The sequence below is a fragment of the Lacisediminimonas sp. genome, from assembly GCF_030645335.1.
Classification (GTDB): Bacteria; Pseudomonadota; Gammaproteobacteria; order Burkholderiales; family Burkholderiaceae_D; genus Lacisediminimonas.
The window spans coordinates 22,231-37,475 of record NZ_JAUSNH010000100.1; the positions used below are offsets into that span (position 1 = coordinate 22,231).

Consider the following 15,245-nt stretch of genomic DNA (forward strand, 5'->3'; position numbering starts at 1 on the left):
GGATCCGGCGAATCCAGGATCCTGCTGCAAGGCTGGCCGGCTAGCTGGCCAGCGCCTTTTCAAGCAACTGGTGCAACTCCGCAAACTGCGGCTCGCCGACATAGCGCTTGATGATCTGGCCCTTCTTGTCGATCACGTAAGTCGTCGGCGTGAGCTTGACGTCGCCGAAGGAGCGTGCGACCTCGCCGGTGCTGTCGAGCGCGACCTTGAAGGGCAGGTTGCGCGTCTGTGCATAGTTGAGCACATAGTTGGGCGGGTCATAGCTCATGGCGACGGCGACGAACTCCAGTCCGTTGCCCTTGTACTTGTTGTAGGTGCGCACCATGTCGGGCATCTCTTTGATGCAGGTGACGCAACTGGTCGCCCAGAAATTCACCATCACGACTTTGCCGCGCAGGCTGTCGGTGGTGAACTGCTCGCCATTGATGCCGCTGAAGGTCACGTTCGGCGCGCTTTCTTTCTTGGAAAACGACAGGGTGCCGATCGCCGCCAGCGCAAGCACCAGCGCAACGGCGGCGTATTTGATCCAGGACGCACGCTTGGGTGCGCCGGAAGGGGAAGCGGGAGCTAGCATGGCGATGGCGGATTGACCGCAGTGGTCGATGGCAACGGGGTCGGATTGCACGATTATACCGTGCGCAAGGAAGGTCGATGCGAGAGCCAGGGTAGGCACATAGGCGAAACCGGCCGGACCAAAATCCGGCGAACGGCAGGACGCGAGACCAGCAAATGCCGGCGCGCGCGGCGGCAGATGACAATTTTTGACGGGGAAACGCGCCAGTGAGGAAACCACTGGCGCGCACGTCCTGCAGGGGCTGGGCCATCGCCCGGTAAGTCAGCGACGCCCTGGTCAGGCAAGCCGCAAAATCAGGTCCAGGCCGGTATCGCTAAAGTCCGTCCCTTGCTGCTGCGCACCGAAACCCGCGCTCCCCAGCACCAGTTGCGCCGTGCTGTAACCGGCGTCACCGGTGAATCCATTGGCCGCATACTCGACGGCCAGCGCGCCGCCGATTGCCTGTCCGGCGCTGGCGACGACGGCCTGCTCGCCGCCATCAGTGGCCAGCACCCAGGCAGCGGTCGATGCATCGATCGCCTGCCATTGCTCGAAATGCGCGACCAGCTCGTGGAAATCGATACTGCTGACCGTAGGCGGAGCCACGCCGTTTTCGTCCGGGTGGATCAATTGCAGCAAGGCCACGCTGCGATGCTCCAGCGTCAGGAACCAATCTTTGAACTTCAGAAGGTCCGGGCCGCCCGTGAGCAAGTGCAGGTCATTGCCACTCTTTTGCAGCGCCAGCTCGCTGAAATCGATGCCGCCCAGCGACACGGTATTGTCCTGGCCGGCGCCAGCCAGCACGGTGTCGATGCCGTCGCCACCATTGAAGACGATGACATCCGACCCGCCGCCAGTTTCAATGATGTCGTCCCCGGTTCCGCCGGCGAACAGTTCGGCTCCGGCGCCGCCATGGATTGCATCATTGCCACCGCCCCCGGAAAGCAGGTTCTGCCCGCCAGTCGCGCCCATGTCGCGCAGCACATCGGCGCCATCGCCGCCGACCAGCACATCATTGCCGTTGCCGCCGGTCAGTGAATCATTGCCGATGCCGCCCTGGAGGTAATCATGGTTGTTGCCGCCGGTGATGGTGTCGTTGCCTGCCTCGCCATGCAAAAAATTCGGCGCGGCGAACGAGGCTTTCAACGTGTCATTGCCAGCGGCGCCCCGCGTGGTCAGCGGCTGCGCCAACAGTGCCGACTTGTCCCACACGCTGCCATCGGCAAATTCCACACGATTGATGCTGTTGAGATTGGCGCCTTCCAGGTAGCCCAGGATGCTGACCCGGTCGCCGTCCTGGCCCGTGTGGATCAGCAAGTCCATCCCTGACCTTTCGAGCGAAATATCAGGACTCAGGATGTCGGCAAACAGCAGGGTGTCGATATCGCTGGCGTTGCGAAGGGCAGATAGGTTGTCGATCGTATCCTGGCCGTCGCCACGGCGGACGATGATGGTGTCGCTGCCGAAGCCGCCCGTCAAGGTGTCGCTACCGGTGCCGCCGGTGAGCGTGTCGTTGCCGTTATTGCCGTACAGGAAGTCGTTGCCTGCGTCACCCGCCAGCCAGTCCTGGACGTCGCCGCCATGGATGGTGTCGTTGCCAGCCTTGCCGGAAATCCAGTTGGAAGCGCCGTAATAACCCGTCAGGCGATCGCTGCCATCGCTGCCGTCATACGGAATGGTTCGCGCCAGCAACTCGGCGCGGGTCCATGCCGAGCCATCGGCAAACACAAACCGGTCCAGGCTCGTTGCATTGTCGCCACCGAGGTAGCCCTTTACCCGGACCGAGTCGGCGCCGCCCGCCACGCGGATCAACAGGTCGTTGCCGGATCGCTCGAAACCGAGCTCGCTTGACAGCACGTCGACCCATTCCAGCGTGTCGATGTCGCCAGTGGATTTTTCGTAGCGGCTGTTGTCGATCACGTCTTCGCCATCGCCCCGGCGCAACACGATAGTGTCGCTGCCGTAGCTGCCGGTCAGGGAGTCATTGCCTGTCCCGCCGAGCAGGGTGTCGTTGCCAAAATGCCCGCTGATGGTGTCATTGCCGTGGCCGCCTTCGAGCCAGTCGTTGCCGTCGGCGGCGACAATCTTGTCATTGCCGTCACCGGCAAAAATCCGGTTGGGCCCACCGCTGTAGCCAGTCAGGATGTCATTGCCGACGGTGCCATGCAAGGGAATCTCCTGCGCCAGGAACTGGCTGCGGGTCAGGCTCACGCCATTGCCGAAAGTGAACCGGTCCAGGCTGTTTGCCTCGCCGCCACCCAGAAAATTCACGACACGAATCGTGTCCGCACTGTCGTTCACCCGAATCCAGAGATCGTTGCCGATACGCTCATAGCGCAGCTCGGACGGGTCGAGGTCCGGCAGGTGCAGCGTGTCGATATCCTGCGCCTGTTTTTCGCGCCAGGTATTGCTGATCACGTCCTGGCCATCACCCCGTCGGAACACGAAGGTGTCGCTGCCATAACTACCGCTCAGGGAGTCGGCGCCGATGCCGCCGTCCAGCACGTCGTTGCCGACACTACCGTTCAGGGTGTCGTTGCCGGCGCCGCCCTCCAGCAAGTCGTTGCCGTCGTTGCCAGTCAAGCGGTCGTCGCCAGCCAGGCCGTTCATCTTGTTCGGGCTGCCACTGTAGCCCGTCAGGATGTCGTTGCCGGCGGTGCCGTAGAAGGAAATCTCCTGCGCCAGCAATTGCGCCCGGGTCCAGACTGTACCGTCCGCAAAGCTGACCTGGTCGATGCTTTTGGTGCTGGCGCCGCCGAGCAGTCCGGTGATCTTGATCGTGTCGATGCTGTCGTTCACGCTGATCAGCAAATCCGAGCCAATCCGCTCAAAGCGCAGGTTCGACGGGTTCAGGTCTGGAAGATGAAGTTTGTCGATGTCGCCGGTCAACTTGTCGCTGGCGGCATTGATGATGGCGTCCTGGCCATCGCCGCGCTGGAACACAAAGGTGTCGCTGCCGTAGCTTCCGGTCAGGGTATCGTTGCCTTGTGCGCCATGCAGGACATCATTGCCCCTCCCGCCGTTGAGCGAGTCATTGCCAAACCCGCCGTTGAGCAGGTCGTTGCCGTCCGCGCCCATCAGTGTGTCGTTGCCGTCCAGGCCGAACAACTGGTTTGGCGACCCGCTGTAGGCCGCCAGCCAGTCGTTGCCCCCCGTGCCATAGAAGGGGATTGCCTGGGCCAGCAATTGCGCCCGGCTCCACACCGTGCCGTCGTCAAACACCAGCTGGTCCAGGCTGGCGGGGCTGGTGCCGCCCAACATGCCGGTTACGCGAATCGAGTCAGTAATGAGGGCATTGCTGTTATTGCCGGCGCTGCCAACGACATCGCTTTCACCGATACGAATCAACAAGTCGTTGCCGATGCGCTCAAAGCCCATGTCGGCAGCGTCAATGCCCGACAACTGCAGCGTATCGACATCGCCTGTGATCTTGTCGTAGCCAGGATTATTAATGATGTCGTGGCCGTCGCCGCGCCGGTAAATGAAGCGGTCGCTGCCTGTGCCGCCCACCAGCGTATCGACACCAGCTGCGCCACTCAGGGTGTCGTTGCCGGCATAGCCGCGCAACAGGTCGTTGCCGTTGCCGCCGTCCAGCAAGTCACCACTGCTTGCGCCATGCAGCGCGTCATTGCCGTCACCGCTGTAGACGATGTTCGACCCACCTTCGTAACCCGCGACCGTGTCGTTGTTGGCAGTGCCGTAATTCGGTATGGCTTGCGTGAGCAAATGCGCCCGGCTCCAGAGCGTGCCATCGGCGAACACGATCTGGTCGATGCTGTTTGGATTTGCGCCAGCCAGCATCCCCGTGAACCGGATCGTGCCGCCGTCCTCAGTCACCCGGATCAACAAGTCGGTGCCGATGCGCTCGAAGGTCAGATCCGACGGTAACAGGTCCGGCAGTTGCAGCTTGTCGATGTCGCCTGCGCCGCGGTCCAATTGGGTGTTGTTGACGATGTCGTGACCATCGCCACGCCGGTAGACCACGGTATCACTGCCCTTGCCGCTATTGAGCGTGTCGTTGCCGGTGCCACCGATGAGCGTGTCGTTGCCCGTAAAACCAATGAGGTCGTCATGGCCGGCGTCACCACCGAGCAAGTCGTTAGCGTATGCACCGCGTACGCTGTCGTTGCCATCCCCGCCGAAGTGGGTAGCCGCTACGCCGTCGAAGCCACCGAAATTATCGTTGCCGGAGGTGCCGAAGTTGGGCGCCGACCTGGCGATGGCCAGCAAGCTCGCCTTGTCCCACTGCACGCCATCGGCGAATAGCACACGGTCGATCACTGCGACGTTCAGGCCGAGGTAGCCCGCGACCGTCACGCTATCATTTTCACTCACCGCTGCTTCACCACCTTCCATATCCCGGAAGCGAAACACGAGGTCCTGGGCACGGCCTTCGACAATGATGTTGGCCGCATTGCGATCGGCGAAGTAGAGCGTATCGACGTCGCCGGTGCGCCATTGGGTGTAGTGGCTGTGGACGGTGTCGTGGCCGTCACCCCTGTGAAACACCAGGGTGTCGCTGCCATAGCCGCCCACGAGGGCGTCGGCACCGGCACCACCGGACAAGGTATCGTTTCCGCTGCCGCCATACACGACGTCGTCGCCGGCTCTGGCGATCACAACGTCATTGCCTTCGCGGGCATGGATGGTGTCGGCAAGATTTGATGTCACCAGTAGTTCGGCGACACTGTCGCCGGTCGGGCTGGCTTGCGCTGTCGCGGCCAGGCCGAGGACCCAGCTGGCGAGATCGTTGGTGTAAGCGCCGAGGTCGGGCGTGCCCTCCAGTTCGGCGATCACCAGTGCTGCCAGGTCCGGTGCTGCATTGGCCACACTGCGATGCCCGAGCACACTCAGAAATTCAATCATGTCGATCACGCCGCTGTCCCGATCCTGCTGGATGGCTGAGCGGAATGCAGCGGCCACACCGCTCAGGTCGAGCGCCGGGATACCGTCGGTCAATGTCACCTGGATCTGGTCGTAGTACGGCCGCAGGCGGGTCTCCAGCAGCAGCGCTTCATACATATCGGCCTTGATACGGTCATACGCCCGCTCGACGCTTTCAATCTGCATCGGCACCATGCGCACCGACACATTGCCCTCACCGGCGCTCAGTGCAGTAAAGCGTGCACCGCCGCCAGTCGTGCCATAGGTAAAGCCCATGAAGCGCTCGACCACGCCGAGCTTGTCGATGAATGCATCGCGCGCAGCCGGTGTAGCGGTCAGCGAGGGCAGATCGTAGCTGAGCGTGACGCCCTGGGCTGCCAGTGCGTCGGCCTGCATCTTCAGCGACAGCATGTCGGACGTATTGGCCCACTGGGCGATCAAGTCGTCGAGCCGCGCCAACTGCGCGTCGCGGGTGCTTTCGATGGCATAGCCATGCAGCGCCTCGCTCAGTTCGGGCGACAGGCTGGCGGCTTCACGCAAATCGCGCACGCGCCCGGACCCCTGCATGTCAGGCAAGACGCTGGCCTGGTCGGTCGGCGCAATGGTGTCGGTGAACTCCCGATAAAAGGTGTTGACCGCCAGCTCCAGGTTGGCGACGTTGCCCACCGTTTGGCCCGTGGCGCCAGTGCTGCCATCTGCCCGGACGAAGCTGCCGGTAGCGGTCTGGAAATTGCCATTACCCAGGTTTGTCACGGTGGCGCTGGGGTTCAGGTTGATGGCGACGATGCCAACCGCGCCAAGGGTGCTCAGCTCGCTGGATTGGCTGACGCCGTCCTGGTTCATGTCGCGCCAGACGCGCAGCCTGGCAAAGGCGGTGTCCTGGGCGTCGATGCGGCCGTCGCCGTTCGTGTCGAGATCTTTCAGGGCATCGAAACCATCTGTCGCCAGCGTGCCGTTATTCTTGATCGTATCCACGCCGAACAGTTCGCGTCCGGAATCGATCGTGCCGTTGTAGTTGCGATCCATTGCAATCCAGCCGTCGTCCGGTGTCAGCCAGCCGGTGCCGGCCTTGATGCCGTCGGCATTGTGGTCGAACAGCACGACTGCGCCGGCGGTGGCGCCGGAGGTTTCCAGGCCGTCGCCATCGAGGTCGATTGCCAGTGGGTCCAGCCGCGTGGGACCGACGGTGGCGTTGATGCCGAGTGCGGCGGCGGTGTCGCTCAACTGGCCAACCCATTGCTTGAACTGGTCGCCGCCGACCACCGCGCCGGCAAAGCCCGAGGCCAGCGTCAGCGCGCCAGCGATAGTCGCGCCCACCGGCCCGGTCAGGTAGACCGGCGTCAATGCGGCGCTGGCCAGCTTGGCCGCCAGCAAGCCACCGGCCAGGCCGCCGAGGAATTCGGCTGACCAGTCCCTGATCAGTTGGTAGGCCGTGGCGGTGTCGCCCTCGGCGTGAGCGGCATTGGCGGCACGCGCCACCAGGCCCAGCGCCAGCACGTCGCCAGCAATGCCGATGCGGTCCAGCGCCTTGTGCGCAGCGGCCTTCAGGTCGAGGTCGCTGGTGTGGCGCATTGCGTCCTCGTAGGACGAGCGGATTTCTCGCAGGACCTGGCTGCCTTCGATGTAGGTGCTGATGCGGTCGGGCGGAATGAGTTCGGCCATGCTGCGCATGGGCGTGTGAATCGCGGGGTCGGTGCCGGTGATGCCGGGGGTGTTGGCGAAGAAGTCGCGGGTGTCGATGCGGGGAACTTCGCCCACCTTCAGGATATTGCCATCGCCATCAACGGCAATTTTCAGGTGGGCGCTCAATGCTTCTGATTGGGCGCGCACTGCTTCAAAAATCTGCGACTCGGGCCGGGCCCGCAGCGCTTCAGCGGGAATGCCGTCTACGTGCGTAATGTTGGGGTTGTCGCGCAGCGCATGGACTTCGGCAGTGGCGAAGACGCGCTCAGGGTCGGCGCCGCCGACCAGCGTGCGGACTTCACCGTGGGTGGCGGCAACGAAGCGCACTGAGGCGTCTTCCCAAACGCCGGTGACTTTGGTGCCGTCAGGATTGGTGCCGCTGTAGAGGAAGTTGTTGGCGGCGGTTTTTTCGGGGCTGGAGAATTTACTATTTTCAAAGTCATCGACATCGACACCATGGACTCGTGCTACGGCATTACTGAACTCGGGACTATCCAATAAAAGACCGGCATCGGTGATGTCCAAGACACGAATATTTTCGCCGTTAGCCAGCATGCCTTTGACAACTTGGCCTCCGCTAACGCCGGGAGCGATGTTTCCACTATAGAGAACGGTGACAGCACCAGTCGAGTTTGTCGCATCAACTTGCGCGACCAATGTACGCAGTGACTCGGGCGTTGCAAACTCAGCGGGCCTACTGAACAACAGATCCAGCGCTTGCTGGAATGTGAGGAAGGTCATGACACTTCCTTCCCTACAATTAGCGTCACATGGTTCGGTCGGTCAGGATGGGACGTAAAGACCCCAAGTCCCCCCTTACTTGCCTCCAGCGCCTGCTTCAGATCCCGGATGATTTCGGCCCGCCTTGCCTTCAACTCCGGCGAGATAAAACCCGAGCCATCTTCGCTCCAATGCACGAGCTTAAAGCTCAGAAATCGACTCCCAGGATCTGCTGGCTCACCTTCACCGAACCGCTCGCCTTCGGCCAACCGCTCTTGTTCATCGTTCAAGCCCTGCAGGGTTAGCCAGATCAGTCGTCCTTTCCAATAGAAGGTGTTGGTTGTCTCTGCGGAGAACTCCTCCCTACCGCGCGAGACTCGACGAAAGTAGATGTCGCGCTCGCGATCAATCGTCCACTGTCGGGAGTGATTGAAGCCGAGATACACCTTCTTGTTGATCTCCTCAATGTGATATTTCTTCACATCGTCCGGCGGGATGTACTCGTTCACGAATGGCATGCGGGGTTCCTTCAATGGGCAAGGGAGCGGCGCGATTAATTTTCAATAGCGGCCAACGCGATCACAACGCGACTGCAACGACGCCAATGTCAGCCGGGCACGCGAAAAGCGAGCGAGGCAACGGGCGTGCGTTTACTGCGGCGTAGCCAATCCAGTCAGCAATGGGGGAAAACAATAGCGATTGCGGCCCCTGCAGGAAAGAGGGGCGTTTTCGCACAGTTACACCAGAGGGGCTTGAAACGCTTGATCAGCGATCATCCGTTCGGCGATAGGCTAATTAATCGTTGGAATTTGGCGGGAACGATGGCCGCGGCCGAATATCGGACTGCTGTTAATAATGTATTAGTGGCGCCTGTTGGCAGAGCGCGACAACCAGCATTTGTCAGCCGCCGGTGAAAGTGAAACGCGGACATGGCACACGGGCTGACCCGATGCTCGATGATTGAAGTATTTTGCCGACCGACAGGCACACAAATATGGCGCGGTTCACCCGCAAAGCGCCATTTTTACGGTAAAAACTGGCGCGATTCGCCAAACTGCGCCATCGGGACCACTATTTGTTGTGACCCGCCGCGCAAGCTAGGGCCGCAAATACACGAATCCTTCCCTGGCCTGCAAGCGGGCAATCTCCGCCACGCCGGAGGGCACCAGTTTGGCCTGCGGCAGCAAGCGCTCTGGTGGAACGGAATGCGCTGCCAGCGTGAAATTGCAGACGCGGAATTCCACCCCTTGCCGGCCCAGCGCGGCAAGCTGCTCGTCGAATGGCCGGCCTCTGCGATCGGTCGTGCCCTGCAACAGGAACTCGATGCCCGAGCCCAGTGCAACCACGACGATGCGGGTGTCCGGCTCGGCGCGCAGGTGGTTGCGGATATTGCCCAATCCGCGGCTGGCCTGTTCAATGCCGTCTTGCAGGTGGTACACCACTTTGACCGGTTCAGCCAAAGCCGAACGCGGTGTGGCAGAAGCTAGACCGGCGAGGACGAACGCGGCGATGAAGTAAATACGAAACCGGATGGCGTACATGGCGGCCTGCTGTGTGATGGAGATGTCGGATCGGGAATGCCAGGCCGATTCTAGCCCCGAATAGGGAATGCCATGTGGCCAGCCAGGTGTGATGTCATGCCGGCCGCGCCCGCATGAAAAAAGCCGCAGGAAAAATCCTGCGGCTTGATGATTGCCATTGCGCTGTCAGGACAGCTTAGCGCTTGTTGGTTTGCGGCTCGGGGCTATTGGTCAATTGCCGCAATTCTTCTTCGCTGATGTATTCCAGCACCTTGACCACTTTCTGGACACCGCCAATCGAGCGCGTCATTTCGCCGGCGCGATCGCCTTCGCGGCGGGTAACCCGTCCCATCAGGTAGACCACGCCGCGTTCGGTGACCACCTTGAACGAGTTCGCGAACAAGTCCCTGGCGTCGATGAACGAGGCTTTCACCTTGGCGGTGATGAGCGAGTCATTGGAACGCGCCGTCATGCTGGTCGGCGTGCCGATCACGAGTTCGTTGACAATCGACAGCACGCCTTCGACGCCGCCGATTTCGCGCTCAACGGCCTCTTTCATGGCCTGGTCGCGGACTTCACCGGTGAGCAGCACCTTGCGGTTGAAGCTGTTGACGTTGACATGGCCGGCATCGCCCACCAGGCGCGACACGCGGGATTCGCCCTTGACCACGATGGTCTGGTCTTCGGTCTGCGCACCCAGGGTGCGGCGATCCGACGCCGCCATGGTGCCGACTGCCGCCGTGGCGACCGCCATTTCAATACAGCCTTGCAGCGTGACGGCAACAGTCGCGCACAACACGATTGCGCCCAGCGGCCGGCGCAGCCGGTTCCAGCTTCCATTACCCTTGTTGATCACAGCGTTGTCTGACGGCGTAATTACTGGCTTATTCACTCGCATCCCCTCCAAATAAAGCGACGTCGATGCCGTCGCACAAGCAGTGTATGGTCAAAAGATGGACTTCCTGTATGCGCGCGGTGCGGTCATGCGGCACGCAGATATGCACGTCGTCGTCGCTCAGCATGCCGGCGATGGCGCCGCCGCCTTTGCCGGTCAGCGCCACCACCCGCAGGTCGCGCTCCAGCGCTACTTCAATGGCGGCAATCACGTTGGCCGAGTTGCCGGACGTCGAGATCGCCAGCAGGATATCGCCGGGCTGGCCGAAGGCTTGCACCTGCTTGGAAAAAATCTCCCTGAAGCTATAGTCGTTGCCCACGGCGGTCAGGATCGAGCTGTCGGTGGACAGCGCGATGCCGGCCAGCGGAAAACGCTCGCGCTCGAAGCGGCCCACCAGCTCGGCTGCAAAATGCTGGGCGTCGGCGGCAGAACCACCATTGCCGCAGGCCAGCACCTTGTTGCCGTTGGATAAAGCGCCGAACATCAAGTCAATCGCCTGCGCAATGGGTCGCGCCAGCTGTGCGGCGGCACGGTTTTTCAGCTCCGCGCTTTCGCGGAAATGCTCGAGTATCTGTTGGTCGGTCGTCATGTCGGCGATTATAGTTGGTCGCGTCAGTATTGACTGCGGCGGTAACAGTTTCGTTACAAGCTGATAACGGCCCGGAGCCAATGCAGGGCGGTCCCTTCGATGGCGACGACATCGAAACGGCAAGCGGGCAATTGCCGGTAGCGCTGCAGGAAAAGCTGGGCCGCCAACACCATCTTTGCCTGTTTGCCGGACGTGATGCTGGCCAGCGCACCGCCATGGCTGGCGCTGCTGCGAAAGCGGACTTCGACGAATACCAGTTCCCGCCCGTGCTGCATGATGAGGTCGATTTCGCCGCCGCGGCAGCGGAAATTGCGGGTCACCAGCGACAGTCCCTGGCTGAGCAGGTACCGGAGTGCGCGGTCTTCCGCCTCGCGGCCGCGCGCGGCGCCTGGCGGGGCTGCATTTGCTGCCGGCGATGTCGTGCCGCTCCCTGCCCCGGCCGCCTTTGCCGTTGCGGTCTTTACCGGCACGCCGCCGCTCACGGGCGTTCCGCCCCCACCACCACGCCGTCGCGGTAGACCCCCGGCGAGGCAATGCGCTGGAAGCGGGCCTGGTCGGCATTGACGTCGATCCTGAGCCGGCCGGTCACGCCGTCGATATCGAAGCTCGACTTGCCGGCGGCCAGTTCACGCGCCACGCGCCAGGCGTCAATCCCCAGCGCCAGTAACCGCTCCAGGTCGACACTGCGCCGGCTGGAGGCAGGACCGCTACGGTAGGCCATTACGGCGGGATGATCGGCTTGCAGCACCCACGGCATGTCGACCAGTTGCACGCCGTCGAGTTCCGGTCGCCGGCTGGCGTCGGGCCAGTCGCCGGCCGGCAGCGGGTTCAGCTGGGAGGTGCCGACCATCGGCACCTGGCCGCCGGTCGCCTCACGCACCTGGCCGGCCTGTTGTGCATCGAGCGCCACGAAAATCAGCGCCGGCTCTTCGCCTTCCAGCCGGCGCTTGAGCGCTTGCAGCCCCTTGATGTCCAGCCATTGGCCGGAGGACGCAATGTTGATGTTGTCGGAGGTCTGTCGCAGTTGCCGCCACTGCGCGGCAAACGCATTGGCCGCGCGTCGCTGCCATGCAGCGCCGGAAGCGACGATGTAGGCACGTCCGCCAATGCCCTGTTCGAACGCCTGCTGGGCAAGCTGCCGCGCTTCCTCTTCCAGCGACAGTCCGATTGCGAGCATTTTCGCCGGCAACCGGATCTCGCCATCGCCGCCAGGTTCTACATGCGCCAGCGCCAGCGTCGGCTTGTTCACTTTTGCGCGTTGCGTAATAACGGCCACGCCGCTGCGCGTGAGCGGGCCGACGATGATATCGGCCTGCGCTTCAGCGGCCTGGTAAGCGCCCAGCACGTCATCGGCATCGTCGCCGGTGTCGATGACGGACACGTTGATGCGCGCGTCCTTGTCGCGTTCGGCTGCCTCAGTGAAGCCTTTCAATACCGCCTCTGCGGCAGGGCGCAATGCGGGCGAACGCGTGGGCAGCAGCAATACCAGCCGGATGGCGGCAGCCGGTGCAACGGGAAACTGGACCAGCGGCGGGTTGCCGGTCCGGTCACCCGGCTGGGCGGCAGCGCCCGGCTGGACGGCGCTGCCGGCGATTGACTCGACGCGCACCGCCGGCTGCACCACCGTCCCGACAATCACTGCTTGCTCGCCAGCGGCCTGGCCCAGCGGCGCGCCGGGTGCAAACAACATCAGGTCGTTGTGCGCCAATAGCGGAAAATGACGGGCATGATCCGCAGCCTGCACCGGCAGGCACGCGAGTACACTTAGCAGCCAAACGCAACTAAACCATCGGCCCACACACTTCTCCTGATGACATTGACCGCCAGAGATACCAGCTTGGCGCCTGGACTTGCCGCGCTGCATGACGTTACGCAGCAGACCTATCCGCCCGGCGCATTATATGTGGTCGCCACTCCCGTGGGAAACCTGGGTGACATCAGCGTACGCGCCCTGCACGTGCTGGCGCTGGTCGATGCCGTCGCCTGCGAAGATACCCGCAACACCGGGCAAATGCTGGCGCGCTACGGCATCTCCACCTCGCTGCTCGCTGCCCATCAGCATAACGAGCGGGAGGTGGCGCAGGCGCTGGTGTCGCGGCTGCAGGCGGGCCAGCGCATCGCGCTGGTGTCGGATGCCGGTACGCCCGCGGTTTCCGATCCCGGCGCGCGGATCGTGGATTCCGTGATCGAGGCCGGACTGCGCGTGATCCCGCTGCCGGGCGCCAGTGCCGCGATTGCCGCGCTGTCGGCAGCCGGGATGCTGGCCGACCAATTCCATTTCGCCGGCTTCCTGCCGGCACGCGCAGCGCAACGCGACGGCGTGCTGCGCAAGCTGGCGGCCTTGCCCGCCACCCTGGTGTTTTATGAAGCGCCGCACCGGATCGTTGAAACCGTCAATGCGCTGGGCGCCGCGCTGGGTGCAGCGCGCAAGGTGGTGCTGGCGCGGGAACTGACCAAGCAGTTCGAACAGATCCATCGCTGCACATTGCACGAGGCGCCGGCGTGGTTGCAGCAGGACAGCAATCACCAGCGCGGCGAATTCGTGGTGCTGGTGGAGGGCGCACCTGAACAGGATGCCGACCAGGCCGAAGTCGACCGCATCCTGGCGATCCTGTTGTCGGAATGCCCGGTGCGGCAAGCAGCCACGCTGGCTGCGCGCATCACCGGACTGAAAAAAAATGCGCTCTATGACCGCGCGCTGGCGCTCAAGGGCGAGACAGGCGTACCGCCTGGTTAACGCCCGCTGCAAGCCGGGCGTGAAATGCGCATGCCCGGCTGTGCTGCAAACCCGCGCAACCAAACCTGGCAAGGCCGCTTAGCGCTGGACGATGATGGCTTTCACGCTATTGGCCACGGCCACCCGCTGGGCAGCGGCTTCTGCCTCGGCGCGGCTGGCGTAGGGGCCGCCATAGAGCCGATACAAGCCATTGGACTGGACCACTTGCAGCGCCGGCAAGGGCATGGTGCCGGACACGCCCAGCCGTTGCGCGGCCTGGTTGGCATTTGCCTGCTGCGAATATGCGCCCAGTTGCAGGTAGTACGAGCCGGCGCTGCCGAGCACAGGCGGCTGCCCCTGTGCCGGACTGCCTGTGGCTGCCGGTGTTGATGACGCCGACACTTGTTCCGGCGATGAAGCCGGGGCCGACGCCAGCAGGGGCGCTGATTGTGCGGCAGGCGACTCCGGCGTCGGGCCGGACGACGTGGTCACCACGACCGGCGCGGCAACCGCGCCTGTTTGAACGTCCGCCACCGCTTCTGTCGCGGCGAGCTGTGCCGGCTTGCTGTTGATCCTGGCAATCTCGTCGGGCAGCAGGCGCTCGACCTCGACCTCGCCGCTGCCGCGCCCGAGATAACCGAGCTTGAGCGCGGCGGTATACGACAGGTCGATGACGCGGCTGGAATGGAATGGTCCGCGGTCATTGATCCTGACGATGACCTGCTTGCCGCTGGCGACATGCGTGACCCGCGCATAGGAAGGAATCGGCAGCGTCGGATGCGCCGCCGTCATCTTGAACATGTCGTAGGGCTCACCCGACGAGGTGCGCTGGCCATGGAATTTCTTGCCGTACCAGCTGGCAATGCCGCGCTGGCGGAAGGGCCGCTCGTCGCTGATCGGCGTGTACGACTTGCCAAACACGACATAGGGGCGATTGGCACGCGGCAGGATCGGCTCTATCCGCGGTTGGGCGTCGGGCGTGGCGGCCAGGCCCTCGGGAATCGCGTCGGCCGGACCGTCGTCCTTGTAATAAGCACCACGACCGGAACCGGCCGGCGGCAATGCCGGCGGGGTAACGGAAGCGGAAGCGGCCGGCCCCTGGCGCGTACCGGCCTGCGGCAGCGGCGCCTTGTCCTGCATCGGGGGCAGTGGTGTCGTGCTGCAGCCGGCAAGCAGCAGTGCAGCAAGGCTGGCCGCGGCGTAGCCGGCGCTGATGGCAACAGTTCGCAAAGGTTTGATTGTTCGCCGTACTGTCACGCGCTCCCCCGGGTTGGTTATTGGCTCAGGTCTGCACCAGCTTGCGGTGCCTGTTGATGCTCATCAGGATGCCGGCGCCCAGCCCCAGCGTGACCATGGCGGTGCCGCCGTAACTCATGAACGGCAGCGGCACGCCGACCACCGGAAGAATACCACTGACCATGCCCATGTTGACGAACGCATAGGTGAAGAAGATCAGCGTGATGGCCCCGGCCAGAAGGCGTGTAAACAGCGTGGGCGCATTGGCCGCAATCAGCAGGCCGCGCCCGATCAGCATCAGGTAGAGCAGCATCAGGACGGCATTGCCGATCAGCCCGAACTCTTCGGAATAGACCGCGAAAATGAAATCGGTGGTGCGCTCGGGGATGAATTCAAGATGGGACTGGGTGCCCTGCAGCCAGCCCTTGCCGGTGATGCCGCCGGCGCCA

General features: G+C 63.1%; 11 protein-coding genes. 1 reads left to right on the top strand and 10 read right to left on the bottom strand.

What is annotated here, in order from left to right:
* Nucleotides 1-40 precede the first annotated feature (40 nt).
* The 8 genes from Q7T64_RS06850 to Q7T64_RS06885 form a co-directional block, all read right to left on the bottom strand.
* Nucleotides 41-574: a TlpA disulfide reductase family protein gene (locus Q7T64_RS06850; protein ID WP_304793308.1), complete on the bottom strand. Its 534-nt coding sequence runs from the start codon at nucleotides 572-574 to the stop codon at nucleotides 41-43.
* 276 nt (nucleotides 575-850) lie between these two features.
* Nucleotides 851-7,645 (bottom strand): calcium-binding protein, encoded by a 6,795-nt coding sequence (locus Q7T64_RS06855; protein WP_304793271.1) that lies wholly within the window; start codon nucleotides 7,643-7,645, stop codon nucleotides 851-853.
* Nucleotides 7,646-7,857: 212 nt separating this feature from the next.
* Complete coding sequence (locus Q7T64_RS06860) at nucleotides 7,858-8,358, bottom strand: hypothetical protein (protein WP_304793274.1); 501 nt, start codon at nucleotides 8,356-8,358, stop codon at nucleotides 7,858-7,860.
* Between the two features lie 579 nt (nucleotides 8,359-8,937).
* Nucleotides 8,938-9,381 carry a DsrE family protein gene (locus Q7T64_RS06865; protein WP_304793277.1) on the bottom strand — a complete coding sequence of 148 codons (444 nt, stop codon included), beginning with the start codon at nucleotides 9,379-9,381 and terminating at the stop codon, nucleotides 8,938-8,940.
* Between the two features lie 175 nt (nucleotides 9,382-9,556).
* Entirely contained in the window at nucleotides 9,557-10,258 is a 702-nt protein-coding gene (locus Q7T64_RS06870) for a BON domain-containing protein (protein ID WP_304793280.1), read from the bottom strand.
* Entirely contained in the window at nucleotides 10,245-10,844 is a 600-nt protein-coding gene (locus Q7T64_RS06875) for a phosphoheptose isomerase (protein WP_304793283.1), read from the bottom strand. Before Q7T64_RS06875 ends, Q7T64_RS06870 begins: the two co-directional genes overlap by 14 nt.
* A gap of 53 nt (nucleotides 10,845-10,897) precedes the next feature.
* On the bottom strand, nucleotides 10,898-11,326 hold the full coding sequence (locus tag Q7T64_RS06880) for a YraN family protein (RefSeq protein ID WP_304793287.1): 429 nt from the start codon (nucleotides 11,324-11,326) through the stop codon (nucleotides 10,898-10,900).
* Nucleotides 11,323-12,588, bottom strand: a complete 1,266-nt coding sequence (locus tag Q7T64_RS06885) for a penicillin-binding protein activator (protein ID WP_304793290.1) — start codon at nucleotides 12,586-12,588, stop codon at nucleotides 11,323-11,325. Before Q7T64_RS06885 ends, Q7T64_RS06880 begins: the two co-directional genes overlap by 4 nt.
* Before the next feature lie 66 nt (nucleotides 12,589-12,654).
* On the opposite strand from Q7T64_RS06885, the gene rsmI reads away from it, so the two are divergent.
* The gene (gene rsmI, locus Q7T64_RS06890; protein WP_304793293.1) at nucleotides 12,655-13,581 is read left to right on the top strand and encodes a 16S rRNA (cytidine(1402)-2'-O)-methyltransferase; all 927 of its coding nucleotides are present in this window, start codon (nucleotides 12,655-12,657) and stop codon (nucleotides 13,579-13,581) included.
* A 78-nt stretch (nucleotides 13,582-13,659) separates the two neighbouring features.
* Here the strand turns inward: rsmI and Q7T64_RS06895 are convergent, their stop codons facing one another.
* Nucleotides 13,660-14,790 (bottom strand): septal ring lytic transglycosylase RlpA family protein, encoded by a 1,131-nt coding sequence (locus Q7T64_RS06895; protein WP_304793297.1) that lies wholly within the window; start codon nucleotides 14,788-14,790, stop codon nucleotides 13,660-13,662.
* 52 nt (nucleotides 14,791-14,842) lie between these two features.
* The coding region (locus Q7T64_RS06900; RefSeq protein WP_304793300.1) for an FtsW/RodA/SpoVE family cell cycle protein at nucleotides 14,843-15,245 on the bottom strand (403 nt) is incomplete at its 5' end.

Bases quoted from the DNA above. Each gene is read 5' to 3' on its own strand.
- Q7T64_RS06850 (WP_304793308.1), bottom strand. From the start codon at position 574: ATGCTAGCTCCCGCTTCCCCTTCCGGCGCACCCAAGCGTGCGTCCTGG.
- Q7T64_RS06860 (WP_304793274.1), bottom strand. From the start codon at position 8,358: ATGCCATTCGTGAACGAGTACATCCCGCCGGACGATGTGAAGAAATAT.
- Q7T64_RS06865 (WP_304793277.1), bottom strand. From the start codon at position 9,381: ATGTACGCCATCCGGTTTCGTATTTACTTCATCGCCGCGTTCGTCCTC.
- Q7T64_RS06870 (WP_304793280.1), bottom strand. From the start codon at position 10,258: ATGCGAGTGAATAAGCCAGTAATTACGCCGTCAGACAACGCTGTGATC.
- Q7T64_RS06875 (WP_304793283.1), bottom strand. From the start codon at position 10,844: ATGACGACCGACCAACAGATACTCGAGCATTTCCGCGAAAGCGCGGAG.
- rsmI (WP_304793293.1), top strand. From the start codon at position 12,655: ATGACATTGACCGCCAGAGATACCAGCTTGGCGCCTGGACTTGCCGCG.